The 15,500-nt window shown below is 50.7% G+C and carries 18 protein-coding genes, 1 other RNA gene and 1 pseudogene; 8 read left to right on the top strand and 12 right to left on the bottom strand.

The features are described 5' to 3' along the window. Positions 1–254: 254 nt before the first annotated feature. From tomB to OGY01_RS12600, 4 genes are all read left to right on the top strand, one after another. Positions 255–629 (top strand): Hha toxicity modulator TomB, encoded by a 375-nt coding sequence (gene tomB / locus OGY01_RS12615; protein ID WP_003021733.1) that lies wholly within the window; start codon positions 255–257, stop codon positions 627–629. A gap of 27 nt (positions 630–656) precedes the next feature. Next, complete coding sequence (gene hha, locus OGY01_RS12610) at positions 657–875, top strand: hemolysin expression-modulating protein Hha (protein WP_002892050.1); 219 nt, start codon at positions 657–659, stop codon at positions 873–875. A 187-nt stretch (positions 876–1,062) separates the two neighbouring features. Continuing rightward, the gene (gene maa, locus OGY01_RS12605) at positions 1,063–1,614 is read left to right on the top strand and encodes a maltose O-acetyltransferase (RefSeq protein ID WP_045440624.1); all 552 of its coding nucleotides are present in this window, start codon (positions 1,063–1,065) and stop codon (positions 1,612–1,614) included. Between the two features lie 116 nt (positions 1,615–1,730). Beyond that, positions 1,731–2,201: a YlaC family protein gene (locus OGY01_RS12600; RefSeq protein ID WP_045440622.1), complete on the top strand. Its 471-nt coding sequence runs from the start codon at positions 1,731–1,733 to the stop codon at positions 2,199–2,201. A gap of 65 nt (positions 2,202–2,266) precedes the next feature. Here OGY01_RS12600 and ykgO read toward each other — a convergent pair whose 3' ends face one another. Then, entirely contained in the window at positions 2,267–2,407 is a 141-nt protein-coding gene (gene ykgO, locus OGY01_RS12595; protein WP_005125190.1) for a type B 50S ribosomal protein L36, read from the bottom strand. Position 2,408: 1 nt separating this feature from the next. Beyond that, on the bottom strand, positions 2,409–2,669 hold the full coding sequence (locus OGY01_RS12590; RefSeq protein ID WP_045440619.1) for a type B 50S ribosomal protein L31: 261 nt from the start codon (positions 2,667–2,669) through the stop codon (positions 2,409–2,411). Between the two features lie 187 nt (positions 2,670–2,856). Here OGY01_RS12590 and pdeB point away from each other — a divergent pair, with 187 nt between their 5' ends. Then, positions 2,857–4,410, top strand: coding sequence for a cyclic di-3',5'-guanosine monophosphate phosphodiesterase PdeB (pdeB, locus tag OGY01_RS12585; RefSeq protein ID WP_286493181.1), 1,554 nt, complete (start codon positions 2,857–2,859; stop codon positions 4,408–4,410). Positions 4,411–4,465: 55 nt separating this feature from the next. On the opposite strand, the gene OGY01_RS12580 is transcribed toward pdeB, so the two are convergent. Together OGY01_RS12580 and yczE are read right to left on the bottom strand one after the other, a co-directional pair. Further along, on the bottom strand, positions 4,466–4,819 hold the full coding sequence (locus OGY01_RS12580) for a DUF1428 domain-containing protein (protein WP_045440607.1): 354 nt from the start codon (positions 4,817–4,819) through the stop codon (positions 4,466–4,468). An 82-nt stretch (positions 4,820–4,901) separates the two neighbouring features. Continuing rightward, positions 4,902–5,513 carry a membrane protein YczE gene (gene yczE / locus OGY01_RS12575; protein ID WP_284097027.1) on the bottom strand — a complete coding sequence of 204 codons (612 nt, stop codon included), beginning with the start codon at positions 5,511–5,513 and terminating at the stop codon, positions 4,902–4,904. Positions 5,514–5,601: 88 nt separating this feature from the next. On the opposite strand from yczE, the gene yczR reads away from it, so the two are divergent. Then, entirely contained in the window at positions 5,602–7,029 is a 1,428-nt protein-coding gene (yczR, locus tag OGY01_RS12570; RefSeq protein WP_200012195.1) for a MocR-like transcription factor YczR, read from the top strand. A gap of 53 nt (positions 7,030–7,082) precedes the next feature. Here yczR and OGY01_RS12565 read toward each other — a convergent pair whose 3' ends face one another. The 3 genes from OGY01_RS12565 to ffs form a co-directional block, all read right to left on the bottom strand. After that, a complete protein-coding gene (locus OGY01_RS12565) occupies positions 7,083–7,301 on the bottom strand; it encodes a hypothetical protein (protein WP_045440600.1) in 219 nt (72 codons plus the stop codon). Continuing rightward, positions 7,298–7,549 (bottom strand): hypothetical protein, encoded by a 252-nt coding sequence (locus OGY01_RS12560; protein ID WP_286493180.1) that lies wholly within the window; start codon positions 7,547–7,549, stop codon positions 7,298–7,300. The genes OGY01_RS12565 and OGY01_RS12560 overlap by 4 nt, the downstream gene beginning before the upstream one ends. 198 nt (positions 7,550–7,747) lie before the next feature. Beyond that, positions 7,748–7,844: signal recognition particle sRNA small type (gene ffs, locus OGY01_RS12555), an RNA gene on the bottom strand. 84 nt (positions 7,845–7,928) lie between these two features. On the opposite strand from ffs, the pseudogene OGY01_RS12550 reads away from it, so the two are divergent. Next, a pseudogene (locus tag OGY01_RS12550) lies at positions 7,929–8,318 on the top strand (MGMT family protein). Between the two features lie 32 nt (positions 8,319–8,350). Here OGY01_RS12550 and OGY01_RS12545 read toward each other — a convergent pair. After that, positions 8,351–8,920 (bottom strand): YbaY family lipoprotein, encoded by a 570-nt coding sequence (locus OGY01_RS12545; RefSeq protein WP_045440593.1) that lies wholly within the window; start codon positions 8,918–8,920, stop codon positions 8,351–8,353. A gap of 212 nt (positions 8,921–9,132) precedes the next feature. Between OGY01_RS12545 and tesB the strand changes: the two genes are divergently transcribed. Continuing rightward, positions 9,133–9,993 (top strand): acyl-CoA thioesterase II, encoded by an 861-nt coding sequence (gene tesB / locus OGY01_RS12540; protein WP_045440591.1) that lies wholly within the window; start codon positions 9,133–9,135, stop codon positions 9,991–9,993. A gap of 60 nt (positions 9,994–10,053) precedes the next feature. On the opposite strand, the gene amtB is transcribed toward tesB, so the two are convergent. From amtB to OGY01_RS12520, 4 genes are all read right to left on the bottom strand, one after another. Beyond that, positions 10,054–11,340 (bottom strand): ammonium transporter AmtB, encoded by a 1,287-nt coding sequence (gene amtB / locus OGY01_RS12535; RefSeq protein ID WP_048221942.1) that lies wholly within the window; start codon positions 11,338–11,340, stop codon positions 10,054–10,056. A gap of 31 nt (positions 11,341–11,371) precedes the next feature. Continuing rightward, a complete protein-coding gene (gene glnK / locus OGY01_RS12530) occupies positions 11,372–11,710 on the bottom strand; it encodes a P-II family nitrogen regulator (RefSeq protein WP_002891893.1) in 339 nt (112 codons plus the stop codon). 244 nt (positions 11,711–11,954) lie between these two features. Continuing rightward, positions 11,955–13,733 (bottom strand): SmdB family multidrug efflux ABC transporter permease/ATP-binding protein, encoded by a 1,779-nt coding sequence (locus tag OGY01_RS12525; protein ID WP_286493179.1) that lies wholly within the window; start codon positions 13,731–13,733, stop codon positions 11,955–11,957. Next, positions 13,726–15,498: a SmdA family multidrug ABC transporter permease/ATP-binding protein gene (locus tag OGY01_RS12520; RefSeq protein WP_045440579.1), complete on the bottom strand. Its 1,773-nt coding sequence runs from the start codon at positions 15,496–15,498 to the stop codon at positions 13,726–13,728. The genes OGY01_RS12525 and OGY01_RS12520 overlap by 8 nt, the downstream gene beginning before the upstream one ends. Positions 15,499–15,500: the final 2 nt, after the last annotated feature.

Genomic DNA, 15,500 nt, shown 5'->3' with positions numbered 1-15,500 from the left:
CAAGATAACCTGATGATTGCCCGAACAATAAAGAAATTGTTCCATTTCGAATACCTGTATTTATCAGTTAAAGTGTAAAAATGGAACTGCATCATAATTTGCCGTAAATGTAATTTTTCGTGATACGACGATGAAATCTTTTTTAGAGTAGATTATAGTTAAACCATCAGGAGTCGCGGGCAAGTTCCAGGTAGTTTGTTGTATCCATCCCGAAAGGTGTTCGGTTAGTTAAGCCTCTAAGAAGGGGATGCGTTATGGATGAATACTCACCCAAAAGACATGATATCGCACAGCTTAAATTTCTCTGTGAAACCCTGTATCATGACTGTCTTGCAAACCTTGAACAAAGCAACCATGGTTGGGTTAATGACCCGACTTCAGCAACCAGCTTGCAGCTCAATGAACTGATAGAGCATATTGCAACCTTCGCACTTAATTATAAAATTAAGTACAATGAGGACAATAAGCTGATCGCTCAGATTGATGAATACCTGGATGACACTTTTATGTTGTTCAGCAGTTATGGTATTAATACGCAGGATCTACAGAAATGGCGAAAGTCCGGTAATCGGTTGTTTCGCTGTTTTGTCAATGCCACCAGGGCTAATCCTGTAAGTTTGTCTTGTTAAAAATTATTACAATCATAGGTAAGAGTTATGTCCGATAAACCATTAACTAAAACTGATTATTTGATGCGCCTGCGACGCTGCCAGACAATAGACACACTTGAACGCGTTATTGAGAAAAATAAATATGAATTGTCTGACAATGAACTGGCTGTATTTTACTCAGCAGCAGATCATCGTCTTGCTGAATTGACCATGAATAAGCTGTACGACAAGATCCCAACTTCCGTTTGGAAATTCATTCGCTAATTGCTCACGAGGTTAAGTCAGGTATAGCGGTACATTTGTTTGTCTGACTGACCGTTTTCTCGTTTCTAACTATTACTTAACTCTAATCATGTGACAGTGATCACGCAGAAGTGTCGGGAACGTTCCCCTTAATTGCATTGCGTTTTAGTGTACTGAGATTAACCATCAGCAAACAGGAAAATGCGCAATGAGTGAGGAAAAGCAAAAGATGATCGCCGGCGAATTGTATCGCCCGGCAGACGATACTTTACGCAAAGATCGGCTTCGCGCACGCCAACTGATCCATCGATATAATTTCACCGCCCCCGATGAACAACATGAGCGGCAGGCTATTCTGCATGACCTGTTGGGTCAAAGCGAGGGAGCTTATATCGAACCTACATTTCGTTGCGATTACGGCTATAACATCTACCTCGGCAAAGAATTCTATGCCAATTTCGACTGCGTCATGCTTGATGTCTGCCCGATCCATATTGGCAATAACTGTATGCTTGCACCGGGAGTCCATATCTATACCGCAACCCACCCGCTGGATGCCGATGAGCGCAACAGTGGTAAGGAACTGGGAAAACCAGTGACTATCGGGAATAACGTCTGGATAGGTGGGCGAGCCGTGATAAATCCTGGCGTAACTCTGGGTGACAACGTCGTTGTTGCATCAGGTGCCGTAGTAACCAAAAGCGTCCCGGCAAATACCGTAGTTGGGGGTAATCCTGCGCGGGTCATCAAAACGCTGTGAACAGAAATGTAACTGTTATGCTAAATTGTGGTTAATCTGTTACTTTTTTCAGACAGGATCCCCTCTTAAAATAGGCCGATCCCTCCTGATTATTGAAGACATCACGAAGGCAAGAAATGACAGAAATACAGCGCCTGCTTACCGAAACAATCGACGACTTAAATATTCGCGAGAAGCGCGACAACAGACCGCGCTTTAGCATCAGCTTCATTCGCAAACATCCTGGGTTATTTATCGGCATGTATATTGCCTGGTTTGCTACGCTGGCGGTTATGCTGCAATCAGAAACACTGGTCGATTCAGTATGGTTGCTGGTGGTACTGTTCGTAATACTGAATGGTTTTTTCTTTTTTGACGTGGCACCGCGTTATCGCTTTGAGGATATTGACGTACTGGATTTCAGAGTCTGCTATAACGGCGAATGGTACAACACACGTTTTGTTCCATCCTCACTCATCGATACCATACTGCACTCTCCTCGGGTAGATAGTGAGCATAAAGCACAACTGCAAAAAATGATGACACGTAAAGGCGAACTCTCTTTCTACGACATCTTCACCCTGACCCGTGCACAGACCAGTCAGTAATCGCTGATAAAAAAGTGCGTACCCGAATGGCACGCACTTGAGTCCCAGTGATGTTGGCAAAATAACTAACGTCTTTTCTTCCGACCCTGTACCGCTTTAAATCGCGGATTCGTTTTGCAGATGACGTACAAGCGCCCTTTGCGTTTGACAATCTGGCAGTCAGGATGTCGTTGTTTTGCGCTACGAAGTGAATTGAGTACCTGCATCTTAACCTCGCTTAGCGCCAATGAAATGGCCAAAACGTTTCTGGAAACGCGCCGCGCTACCTTCGTTATCGAAGGTTTTTTGTTTTCCGGTATAGTACGGGTGAGACTTAGAAGAGATATCAAGGGTAACGTATGGGTACACCTGGCCCTCAAACTCAATCTCACGTTCTGTTTTAATGGTCGAACCAACCTTAAAGTACTCATTGGCACTGGTGTCGTGAAACACCACGGTACGATAAAAAGGATGGATATCCGGTTTCATGATTACCTCAAATCGTTACGTTATAACATAACCAACAAAATACACCACTCCCGCACATATCTCAACCTGATTTGTACTATGGGTAATTAACAAGATGATAAATGGCCCTAAATATATGATACCCATCGAATAGCTTTTTTGGCTTTCAGATATACTTTCCATACGCTGTGTTAATAAGGACATCACTGTGACAACACGATATCTGATAGGTCTGATGATAGGTGTGCTTATTCTGTCCATCCTTGCGCCTGTTGGTTTAAGCCTGTGGCTGGCGCATCGTCAGGTCGAAACGAAATTTATTGATGAACTTGACTCCTTCACCAACAGGGTCGCTTTACGTACGGAAAGAGTCGGCGATCAGGCGAAAAAAGCATTACGCAAAATTGAAACTTTTCAGGGAGTACCTTGCGGAGAAGAACATTTGCTGGAAATGCGTCGATTGTCATACAGCTACCGTTATATTCAGGAAGTGCTGTATCTCAAGAACAACGTTCCACAATGCTCTTCCCTGGAGAAAAGGAGTCGGGCTGCCGCATTCCCACCGGCAATGAAAATCACGCGTGATGGTTACCAGGCATGGTTAACCACCCAAAACGATTTGGGCATCCAGCGTTTTATGGCGGCATTAGGCAGCGAGCATTATGTTGTGATGATCGATCCCAATTCCTTCATTGACGTCATTCCGTTTGGCTCATGGCCGATTGATGTCGCCATAATTGGCACCACGCGCAAAACGGTCGTCGCCAGTAGCGATAATCTCCCACCAGACATCTTGCATAACCTTCAAATAGATAATGCCATTACGCACTTAGAAAAAAATGGCGTTATCTATAATGCCCGTCCCTTCCCCGAATTAGGCATCACTATCGTAAGCTGGGCATCGACACTGCCTCTGCAAAAAATATGGCACAGACAGGCGCTTATCTGGCTCCCGGCGGGGATTATTATTGGTCTGTTAACTGCCGCATTTATTCTGAGCATTTTTCGTCGCTTACAGTCCCCTCGTCACCAGCTGCAGGAAGCTATCCGTCATCGGGATATTAAAGTTTATTATCAGCCGATTATTTCGATCAGGACCGGAAAAGTGGTCGGAGCCGAGGCACTGGCCCGTTGGCCACAGGCTGACGGGAGTTTCCTCTCACCGGAGATTTTCGTCGGACTGGCGGAGCAAACCGGGCTGTCAAAGCAACTTACTCAGTTGATTATTGAAAGCGTATTCGACGATTTGGGTAAATGGCTACACCAGCATCCAGAACAGCATATATCCATCAATCTTGAGTCAGACAACCTGACATCAGAAACCCTCCCAACCCTGTTAAGCCAGAAGGTAAATCACTGGCAGATCAAACCTTCGCAAATCGCCCTGGAACTGACCGAACGCGCATTTGCCGATCCGAAAACCAGTGCACCGTTTATCGCCAGATACCGCCAGGCGGGGCATTCTATTTACATTGATGACTTTGGCACCGGCTACTCCAGCCTAAGTTATTTACAAGATCTGGATGTGGATATTCTGAAGATAGACAAATCGTTCGTGGATGCACTGGAATACAATAACGTGACTCCGCATATTATCGAGATAGCCAAAACGCTGAAGCTGGAAATGGTGGCGGAAGGTATTGAGACCGCAAATCAGGAAAGCTGGTTACGTGATCATGGCGTGCAGTACGGTCAGGGCTGGCTTTACAGCAAAGCTCTGGTGAAACAAGAATTTATATTGTGGGCAGAAAAGCGGCTTTAGCGTGGCGCTGATAAGCGGTTGAGATGGCTGGCGGCACGCCGCACAGCCAGTCACGTCAGTCATCCATAATGGGCGAGAATCCACCGTAGATCATGCGTTTGCCATCAAATGGCATGGACTCACCGAACTCCTTCATACGGGGATCGGACATCATCTTCTGATTCGCCGCGTCACGCACCTCTTTTGAAGGATATTCAATCCAGCTAAATACCACTTCTTCATGATCCTGCGCTTGCACTGCCATGCGAAAATCGGTCAACTTGCCGTCGGGGACATCATCCGCCCAGCACTCCACAACGCGCAATGCACCGAACTCCTTGAAAAGCGGAGCAGCTTTTGCCGCCATCGCGATATACGCCTCCTTGTTTTCAGCGGGTACGGCAACAACAAAACCATCGACATACTTCATGAGAAAAACCTCCGAAGTGTACTGCGCGGCAAGCCGATTCCGACCGCGTCAGTAGAGGTTAAGTTTAGTCGCCCACGTGGGATCATGCCGCAGGCTCATCGCGAACCCGAATACGAGATTGCGGTTGATGCCGAAACCACGGCAGGCAAAGCTGAATTAACGGACCAATAGCCAGCGCATACAATACCGTCCCTACCCCCACGGTCCCACCGAGTAGCCAGCCTGTGAGCAAAACCGACACTTCGATTGCGGTACGAATGGTTCGGACTGACCAGCCAGTACGCGCATGAATACCCGTCATCAGACCATCACGCGGCCCAGCACCAAAACCAGCGCCAATATACAGGCTGGTCGCCAGCGCATTCAGTATCACTGCGGAAACTAACAACCCGCTGCGCGTAAGAAGAGATTCAAATTGCGGAATAACCATCAGCGCCACATCTGCAGCCAGGCCGATCATAATGACATTACTCAGTGTGCCAAACCCCGGGCGCTGACGCAGTGGTATCCACAGCAGGAGCACCAGAACTCCAACGGCAATGATCACCACACCGATATTCATCTTCAGTAAATTCGCCACACCAAGGTGGAAAACGTTCCAGGGGTCGGCCCCTAAATCCGCACGCACAAACATGGCTGTCGACACACCATAAAGCGCCAGCCCTATATACAGTTGAAGTAAACGACGCAGCATACTTTTCCCCTGTCTCCGCTCAGATAACCTTCATCTTCGCTGCAATTGGCACTATGATTAATGTCCAGTTTTCAAAAAGTGGACTGCTATGTCATCTCGCCGCTACGGAAGTCAGTCTCTTCAACGCCTGCTTGGTCACTGGCAGGAAGTCCCTTCGCGGATGCCTCTCTGGCGGCAGCTGGCAGAAGCACTGCGTCTACTGATACTCGATGGTCGGCTGGCACTGGATAGTCGATTGCCCGGCGAACGCGAACTCGCTGCCGTTTTGGAAGTGAGCCGGACAACCATCGCCAGCGCCCTGGCGCAGCTACGTGAAGAAGGGTATCTCGAAAGCCGCCACGGTAGTGGTTCAAGGGTGATCCTACCGGAACATATTCGCCTGGTCCCAACAAGGATGCACACCAGTACAGCGCTCGATCTCTCTACCGCGGCGCTCAGCGCCGGTCCGGAAATTCATCAGGCTTACCAGCAGGCGCTGTTTGCTATGCCGCAACACCTGCTGAGTTCGGGCTATCTGCCGCAGGGATTACCTTCTTTGCGTGAATCCATCGCCCAACATTATTGCGAACGCGGATTACCCACGCAGGCTGATGAGATAATGGTAGTGAATGGTGCGGTCAGCGGATTGGCGTTGATCCTGCGATTGCTCACGGGGCCAGGCGATCGCGTACTGGTTGATCATCCCACGTATCCGCTTGCCATTGCTGCGATTCAGGGTGCATCCTGCCGCCCCGTCGGTGTGTCACTGCCTGAACACGGCTGGGATACAGCCGGTCTGGTCGCCACTATCGCGCAAACTGCCCCGAGAATGGCCTACCTGATGCCAGATTTTCACAATCCAACCGGACGCTGTATGGATGCTGCAACTCGCCAGGTCGTGGCCGATATCGCTGCCAGAACACATACAACACTGGTGGTAGACGAAACCATGGTCAACCTGTGGTACGACGCACCACCGCCACCTCCGCTCGCCGCATACAATCGCGACGCCCCCATCATTCTGCTGGGTTCCGCGGGTAAGAGCTTCTGGGGAGGACTACGTCTGGGCTGGGTTCGCGCATCGTCACGTACTATTGCCGCGCTGGTACAGACCCGCGATACATTTGATCTGGGTTCACCCGTTCTTGAGCAACTCGCCACCGGCTGGCTGTTGGATAACGCAGCCACTTTTCTTCCCGACAGAAGACAGTTGCTCACGACAAGACGTGATTTGTGCCGCGCTCTGATGAGCTCGCATTTCCCGGAGTGGCGTTTTACCCACCCAGAGGGAGGATTATCTTTCTGGGTCGAATTACCTGACACGCTGGCGACATTATTTGCCACTCGTGCAGAAAATGCAGGCATTCAGCTTGGTATCGGAACGCGTTTCGGTCTGGCTGGCGCATTCGATCGCTTCTTACGCATGCCTTTCGCGCTACCGGATGACACAATGCGTTCAGCCTTTAAGACGTTACAACCAATTTGGGATGACCTGCGCTTACAGGCCAGTAGTGGAAAACTACGCAAAATAATCTAAGTAACGAGCCTAAAGGCTCGTTACTTGCCATTGCCCATTAGAGGCAGACAACATTACTGTTGGCGGGGAACCGGGAAGCCTTTCAGGGAGATAATAAAATTATCGCCGTCTTTTTTAATCTTTGCCCCGGCATCACACCAGTCAGAAGCGATACGGAAAAATTCATCACTGCCGACATTCCAGCTCAGGCGAACATGCTTCACATAACCGGAACGCAGCAATTCACAGGCTTCGCCATAATTACAGGCGCTTGAGAGCGGTTGTTGTTTCATTTTTTCTTCTTCAGTAATCTGCGCAATGCTTTGATTTCTTTAGGAGTCAGTGCATCAACCACGGATTCTTCCGTATGCTGGCTGTCAATATCATCCGCGGAGACTCCCGCCTCTTCTACTGCGGAAAATGCAATAAGCAGCAGCTTTTCCGTTGATATACTTAAATTTTCATTATTCACTTCAGCGTAATGGCGAAGTTTTTCTTTTAGCGCTTCTTCAATTTTGACGTTCAATACTGCGGTAGGCATCGTAATAAATCCTTGTGGTCAGCCAAAGCATAGCGGGTACAAGACCCATATCTTTCCGGCAAGATTGAGGCAGTAAAAACATCAAATAACATCCCTGAAACACAGTGACAGCATTTGATGACAATAAAATGACATTACGATGACAAGAAAGAGAAGATTAAGAGAAGGAGATTGCAGTAAAGCAGAATTGGGTGGGGGCCCTGCCAGCTACATCCCGGCACACACGTCATCTGCCTTGGCTGCTTCCTTCCGGACCTGACCTGGTAAACAGAGTAGTGTTGCGGGAGAACCAACAGAGCCCCCATTGAGAGCGTTGTTAACCAACGCGCAGGCGCATTATCACTGCTGCACCCTGTAATTGCAACCCATCCAGCATCGGATGCTGTTTTCTTGTGCAATGAGGCTTCACTCCCTCGCCATTCCGGATTATGCTGGAAGATTATTGCAGGAATAAATGATGGATATACAAGACTCTTTCCCCCAACGCGTCTGGCAAATCGTCGCCTCAATCCCGGAAGGATTTGTCACCACTTATGGTGATGTCGCCCGGCTCGCCGGTTCACCGCGAGCAGCGCGCCAGGTGGGAGGTGTGCTAAAGAGACTCCCGGAAGGCAGCACCCTGCCCTGGTATCGAGTTGTCAATCGCCATGGCGCAATATCCCTGACCGGTCCCGATCTACAACGACAGCGTCAGGCATTGCTGGCGGAAGGTGTGGTGGTTTCAGGTAGCGGGCAAATCGATTTGCAACGGTATCGCTGGGTGTATTAACCCTCTCCTGACGGAGAGGGTTATAAACTGCATTAATACTGCGTGGGAGCAGGAACGGCAGAAGAAGGATTCACCTGGGTCGGAGAAGTCGAAGGAACCGTAGTCGCTGCCCCGCCACCTGCCTGCACCGGTACTTCCGTATGCTGAACAGGAACCAGCGTCAGATCGGCTTTAGTTCCGCCCTGATTGATGACTGGTTGAACAGTATCGGTAATAAAGACCAGCTTATCATTCACCATGATAGCCGCACTCAGCAGGATGCGTGCATTGGGCTGAATATCTGCCGGGTTAAACGGGAGCACGAAGCTGAATGGCGCTTGCTTGCCCTCGGTTCGAACCGCTTTTTGTGACAGCACTTTTGACGGAGCATCGGCCAGTGAAGCATCCGACAACGTGACGGTCAGCACAGCATCCGGTGGCAAAGCGACTTTCTGGCGGATCCAAACTGTACCAGAAACATTCGGCTGTTGAATTTTTGACTGTGTGTCAGCAATTGACGTATTAGGGCTTGGCGCAGGTGTCTGAATATCTGCACTTTTATCAGCACAGGCCGCCAGCGCGACCGCAACCGCTAAACCACTTACCATGTGCACGAGTTTCATTAAATTCTCCTTATCATCTATGCACCAGCGAGAACTTTCCCCGCCAGAAGAGTGGTTAACAAAAACATAACGTGACTAAGTGTGGCACAAATCAGCTATTTTTGCCTGTAATAGACCTGTTATTCAGACAATTGCACCCATCGGACCACTTTCAAAATTGCGTTATACTCTGCCTACCTCGCTGCGACATCGATATCACCTGGAGAGCACGTATGAGTCTGGCACTGAAAAATTTGCTGACATTGTTGAATCTGGAAAAAATTGAAGAAGGACTCTTTCGGGGCCAAAGTGAAGACTTAGGGTTGCGTCAGGTTTTTGGGGGACAGGTCGTCGGCCAGGCGCTGTACGCCGCAAAAGAGACCGTGCCGGAAGAACGTCTGGTGCACTCTTTCCATAGCTACTTTTTACGCCCGGGAGATAGCCAAAAACCGATAATCTACGATGTAGAAGTTCTGCGCGATGGTAACAGCTTCAGCGCTCGCCGCATTGCCGCTATTCAGAACGGGAAACCCATTTTTTATATGACCGCCTCTTTTCAGGCGCCGGAAGAGGGGTTTGAACATCAAAAAACCATGCCTGCCGCACCGGGCCCAGAAGAGCTGAAATCGGAAACGGAAATTGCCCGCTCTGTGGCTCATCTGCTGCCGCCGCTGTTGAAAGAAAAGTTTATCAACGACCGTCCGCTGGAGGTTCGTCCAGTAGAGTTTCATAACCCGTTAAAAGGTCATGTTGCCGAACCAACCCGTCAGGTGTGGATCCGTGCCAACGGCACGCTGCAGGACGATTTGCGCGTACATCAATACCTCCTTGGCTACGCTTCTGATCTGAATTTCCTGCCCGTTGCGCTGCAACCGTACGGTATTGGTTTCCTGGAGAAAGGTATTCAAATAGCCACTATCGACCATTCGATGTGGTTCCATCGTCCTTTCAATATCAATGAATGGTTGCTGTATAACGTGGAGAGCACTTCCGCCTCCGGAGCCAGGGGCTTTGTTCGTGGGGAGTTTTATACTCAGGACGGCGTGCTGGTAGCTTCTACCGTACAGGAAGGGGTCATGCGTAACCGTAATTAATAAATGCCGGTTTCGGCCTACAAGCATACTCTTTGTAGGCCGAAACCAGCAGTCGAGGGATCACGCGTTGTAGGCGTTTTCACCGTGGCTGTTAACATCCAGCCCTTCACGCTCCTGCTCTTCCGGTACACGCAGCCCCACGGTCATATCTGCCAGCTTATAACCGATGAACGCCACCACGCCGGACCAGACGATGGTAATCGCTACACTTTCCAGTTGAACCAGTAGCTGATGCCCCATTGTAACGCCTTCAGCAAAGCCCACTCCCCCCAGCGAGCTGGCTGCAAATACCCCGGTCAGGATACAGCCAACAATGCCGCAGACACCGTGGACACCGAACACGTCACAGGGGTCATCGACACGCAGAAAACGTTTCAGCATCGTCACCCCCCACAAGCCAGCCAGACCGGCAATGACTCCGATGATCAGCGCACCACCAACTCCGATATAGCCACAGGCAGGCGTCACGCCAACCAGACCTGCAATAGCACCGGAGCATGCACCTAATAAAGATGGTTTGCCACGCAATGCCCACTCACCGAAGATCCACCCCAGGATGGCAGCAGCAGTGGCAACAACGGTATTCACAAATGCCAGCGCAGCGATTTCATTTGCCGTTCCTGCAGAACCGGCATTAAAACCAAACCAGCCGATATAGAGGATAGCGGTACCGGTAAAGACCATTGGCAGGTTATGCGGTTTAAAGGCTTCTTTGCCAAACCCAACACGTTTGCCAATCAGATAAGCCCCAACTAAACCGGCAATCGCCGCGTTAATATGTACAACCGTTCCGCCAGCAAAATCCAGAGCGCCATGGGAAGCCAGCAGTCCACCGCCCCATACCATATGCGCGATAGGGATGTAGGAAAGCGTTAGCCACACCACCACAAAAATCAGTACCGCAGAGAAGCGGATTCGTTCAGCCAGTGCACCGACGATAAGCCCAACGGTAATGCAGGCGAACGAGCCCTGGAAAGCAACGTGGATATACTGATAGAAACTCCCCGTAACCGCCGTCAGCGCGATGCTTTTCAGCATTACCCAGTTGAAGTTACCGAAGAAATTATTCCCCTCGCCAAAAGCCAGCGAGTAGCCATAAACAACCCATAAAATGCAGACCAGCGCGAACGTCACTGTGACCTGAGTCAGCATCGATAAGACGTTCTTACCGCGAATCAAACCGCCGTAGAACAGCGCGATGCCCGGAATGGTCATAAACAGCACCAATGCGGTGCAAATCATCATAAAGGCATTATCAGCTTTATCTGCGACTGCCGGTGCCGCCATCGCTAGCCCCGGCAGCAACGCCAGTGAAGCAATACCCGTTTTCATCGTTGCTATCTTCATTTTTTGGTTTCCTATCACTGTGTGCCAGAAGTTACAGTGCGGCTTCGTCGGCTTCGCCGGTACGAATGCGAATCACACGTTGCAGCTCGGCGACGAATATTTTGCCGTCGCCAATTTTTCCGGTGTAGGCCGCCTTACTGATGACATCAATAACTTCATCAAGCTGGTCGTCGGCAATTGCCACATCAATCTTCACCTTCGGTAAAAAATTGACGCTGTATTCGGCCCCCCGGTACAACTCGGCATGGCCCTTCTGTCGTCCAAAGCCCTTCACTTCGGTGACGGTCAGCCCCTGAATACCAATAGACGACAGTGCTTCACGGACGTCTTCCAGTTTGAACGGTTTGATTACCACGGTAACCAGCTTCATAGATCCCCTCCAGTCAGAATTCAGTAGTGGCTGCAGATACACGAGATGAATATTGCAAGGGGTGTGCCAGGAATCGAAAAAACAGAAATGGACTGTTATTTAGTGCAGAAAACAGGGGATCGAGTTGAAAGGCTGAAACGTGATGTACATCAGAAACAATAAATGGAAAGAAAAACGCACCATGACAGTGCATGATGCGTTATTTTTTTGCACCAACAGCGTTGGCTACAGCGAAGCTGGTGCATCAGGCGATAAGCGAGTCCTCTTGCGCGCTGGCCGCCAGCTCTTCACCGGCTAACTGCAGTTGATACATCTGCCAGTATCGCCCTTGCGCCGCCAGTAATTGCTGATGCGTACCGCGTTCAACGGCCTGACCACGGTGCAGCACCAGAATAGTGTCTGCATCCACAATCGTTGATAACCGGTGCGCAATCACCACCAGCGTAGTGTGTTCACGTACCGCCGCCAGCGCCTGCTGAATTGCCTGTTCCGTTCCCGAGTCAATACTGGCGGTGGCTTCATCCAGGATCAGTACCTGCGGCGTTTCAACCAGTACCCGCGCCAGCGCTAACAGCTGTTTCTGCCCGACGGACAAATTATTCCCTTGCTCACCCAGTCGGGTGTGAATGCCATCACTCAGGCCACGAGCCAGTTCCGCCAGTTGCACGGTCTCAAGTGCCTGCCAGACCCTACCTTCTGAAATATCACGCCCCAGCGTGACGTTAGCCAGAAAGGTATCTGCCATAACCACCGGATCCTGTTGCACCATCGCTACCCCCTGACGCAGGACGTCATGACTCAATGAGGAGAGAGGTCGTCCGTCAAGACGGATTTCCCCTTGAGTCAGCGGGTAGTAGCCCATCAGCAGGCTGGCGAGCGTACTCTTGCCGCTTCCGGTATGTCCGACCAGTGCCACAAAACTGCGCGAAGGAACAGACAGGTTGATATTTTGCAGGACCAGATTGTCATCGCGATAAGCAAATGACACATTATCAACCTCAATATTTCCACTCCTCAGAGGCTGCTCATCCTCGCCATATTGCTGGCGCGGCCCATCCATCAGTTCAAAAACACGTTCACCGGCGACAACTGCTTGTTGCAGCATCGATTGCTGAGTCGTCAGCTCGATCAGAGGTTCGTTCAGACGCCCGAGATAACTGATAAACGCATACAGAACCCCGACTTCAATTGTGCTGCCAGACGTGAAGCTGAACAGCATTAATAAACCACAAAGGATCAGCGCAGAAAAAAGGCTAAGCAACGGTCGTAATAAAAAACCGTCCAGTCGCAGGGTCTGCATTCGCGCCATATAGTGCGAACGGCTGGCCTCGCCCATTCTTTCACCAAAGCGCGCCTGCTGGCGGAACTGCTGGATCACGCTCATACCGTTAATGACTTCGTTAAAGCCATCGTTAATGTCCGCCAGATAGGCGCGAACGCGGCGCACAATAGGTGTGCTGTAACGCTGATAGATCACCATCACCACCAGCACAGCGGGGAAAATAGCCATTGCCACCAGCGCCATACGCCATTCCAGACTGAACATTGCCACCAGCATGGCGCCAATTAAGGCAGCACTGCGCAGAACCGTCGCCACTACCGTCACGTACAGGTCGCGAATAACTTCAGTGTCGTTGGTTACGCGGGAGATAAGCTGCCCGACAGGCTGGGTGTCAAATTCGCTCAGTGGCTGGCGCAACGCGGCATCCATAACATCCGTACGTAGCTGCTGCACCACACCGACAGCGGCCTGGTTAAACAACAGTGACTGCGCGTAGTGCAAACCCGCAGCCAGCAGTTGCAGACCTATGTAAGCCGCGACCAACCCGGCGACCATCGCTAACGGCAGGTTGTTTTTCGCCACCATGTTATCGATGAAATAGCTAATCAACAGCGGACCACTGACTTCGGCCGCCGCGGCTACCCACAGCATGACCACCGCAATGGCCAGCGGTTTTCGCCACGGTGATCCATACACCAGCAGCCTTTTCAGGGTCGGCCATAATTGCCCAAAGCTACGCATTAGCCGCCTCCTCATTTATTTCCGGGGCGTCAGACAGCGCCGCTTCCAGCTGTTGATAACGGTACATATCACGATACCAGCCAGGTTGCTGCACCAAATAATCATGTTCTCCACGCTGGGTAATATGTCCATGCTGCATCACAATAATCTCGCTGGCTTCCGTCAAAGCAGACAGGCGGTGAGCGCTGATAATAACGGTTCTCCCTTCGCCCCACTGCCGCAGGTTGTGCAGGATCTGATGCTCAGTACGACCATCTACCGCCGACAGGGCATCGTCCAGAATCAGGATTTCCGCATTGAGCAGCAACGCGCGGGCGATGGAAATACGCTGTTTTTGCCCACCTGACAGCATAACGCCACGCTCACCGACTTCGGTGTCATACCCCTGGGGAAGACGTAAAATATCCTCGTGTACGCTGGCTAAGCGCGCCACATGTTCAATCTCGTCCTGCGTCGCCTGCGGGCGTCCAAGAGCAATGTTGTTGGCGACCGTATCCGAAAACAAAAATGGTGTCTGACTAACAACTGCCAGCCGACTGCGCCAGCTATCAAGCTGTAAGCGCGTTAACGGAATATCATGAAAACGCACATCGCCCTGCGTAATATCGAAGTGGCGCTGGATCAGCGCCAGAATGGTACTTTTTCCTGCACCTGTCGGACCACAGATACCCAGCATCTGCCCTGGCTTAAGCTGAAAGCTGACGTTTTCAAGCGTTGGGTGAGTCATTAACGGATAGCTGAATTCGCGGATCGCTACCGACAATTCTCCACGACCTTCCGGCACCGACTCCACGCCATCATCTACTACAGGAGCTTCGGCAAGCATGGCACGAATGCGGCTGTACGCAGCGCTACCGCGCTCGACGATGTTAAACATCCACGCCAGCGCCAGCATTGGCCAAATCATCAAACCGAGATACATCATAAAACTGGTCAACTGACCTAGCGTCAGCGATCCGTGAACCACCATCCAGCTTCCGCCGCCAATTGCCAGCAGGTTCGCCATGCCAATAGCGATATAAATTGTTGGGTCGAAGCGGGCATCAATACGCGCAACGCGCATATTTTTCTTCCCGGTATCTTCGGCGTCTGCCGCAAATAAGGCCGACTGACGGTCTTCCAGGCCAAAGGCTTTAATCATGCGAATGCTGGTCAGGCTCTCCTGAGTACGATCGTTAAGGCTGGAGAATGCCGCCTGCGCCAGTTTAAAGCGGTTATGCAACCTATCGCCGTAACGTTTAATCATCAGTGCCATCACCGGCATCGGCAATAAGGCGATTAGCGTAAGCTGCCAGCTAATTTGCGTCGACATCACGATCAATACCGCACATCCCATCACCAGTGAGTCCACCAACGTCAGTACACCTTCCCCGGCAGCAAACACCACCCGGTCGACATCGTTAGTGGCGCGCGCCATCAGATCACCCGTGCGATGGCGCAGATAAAACTCAGGATGCTGGCGGCTAAGCTGGCGGTAATAATCTTCTCGCAGCTCGACAGCAAGTTGATAGGAAGCACCAAACAGCAGTACGCGCCAGACATAGCGCAGCAAATAGACCACCACAGCGATCAGAGCAATCGTGCCGATCCACAAGAGCACTTGTTCAGTCGTGAACTGCTGAGTGCTGACGCCATCCACAATAATACCCACAACTTTTGGTGGAATAAGCTGAAGGATAGCGATGATGATAAGCAAGGCCACTGCCCCGAGGTAGCGACGCCACTCCCGACGAAAGTACCAGCTTAATTGAGCAAATAATCGCACGC

Origin of the sequence: Citrobacter sp. Cm038 (assembly GCF_030333105.1) — a bacterium.
GTDB classification, from domain to species: Bacteria; Pseudomonadota; Gammaproteobacteria; order Enterobacterales; family Enterobacteriaceae; genus Citrobacter; species Citrobacter murliniae.
This window is presented reverse-complemented; position numbering and strand designations above follow the sequence as displayed.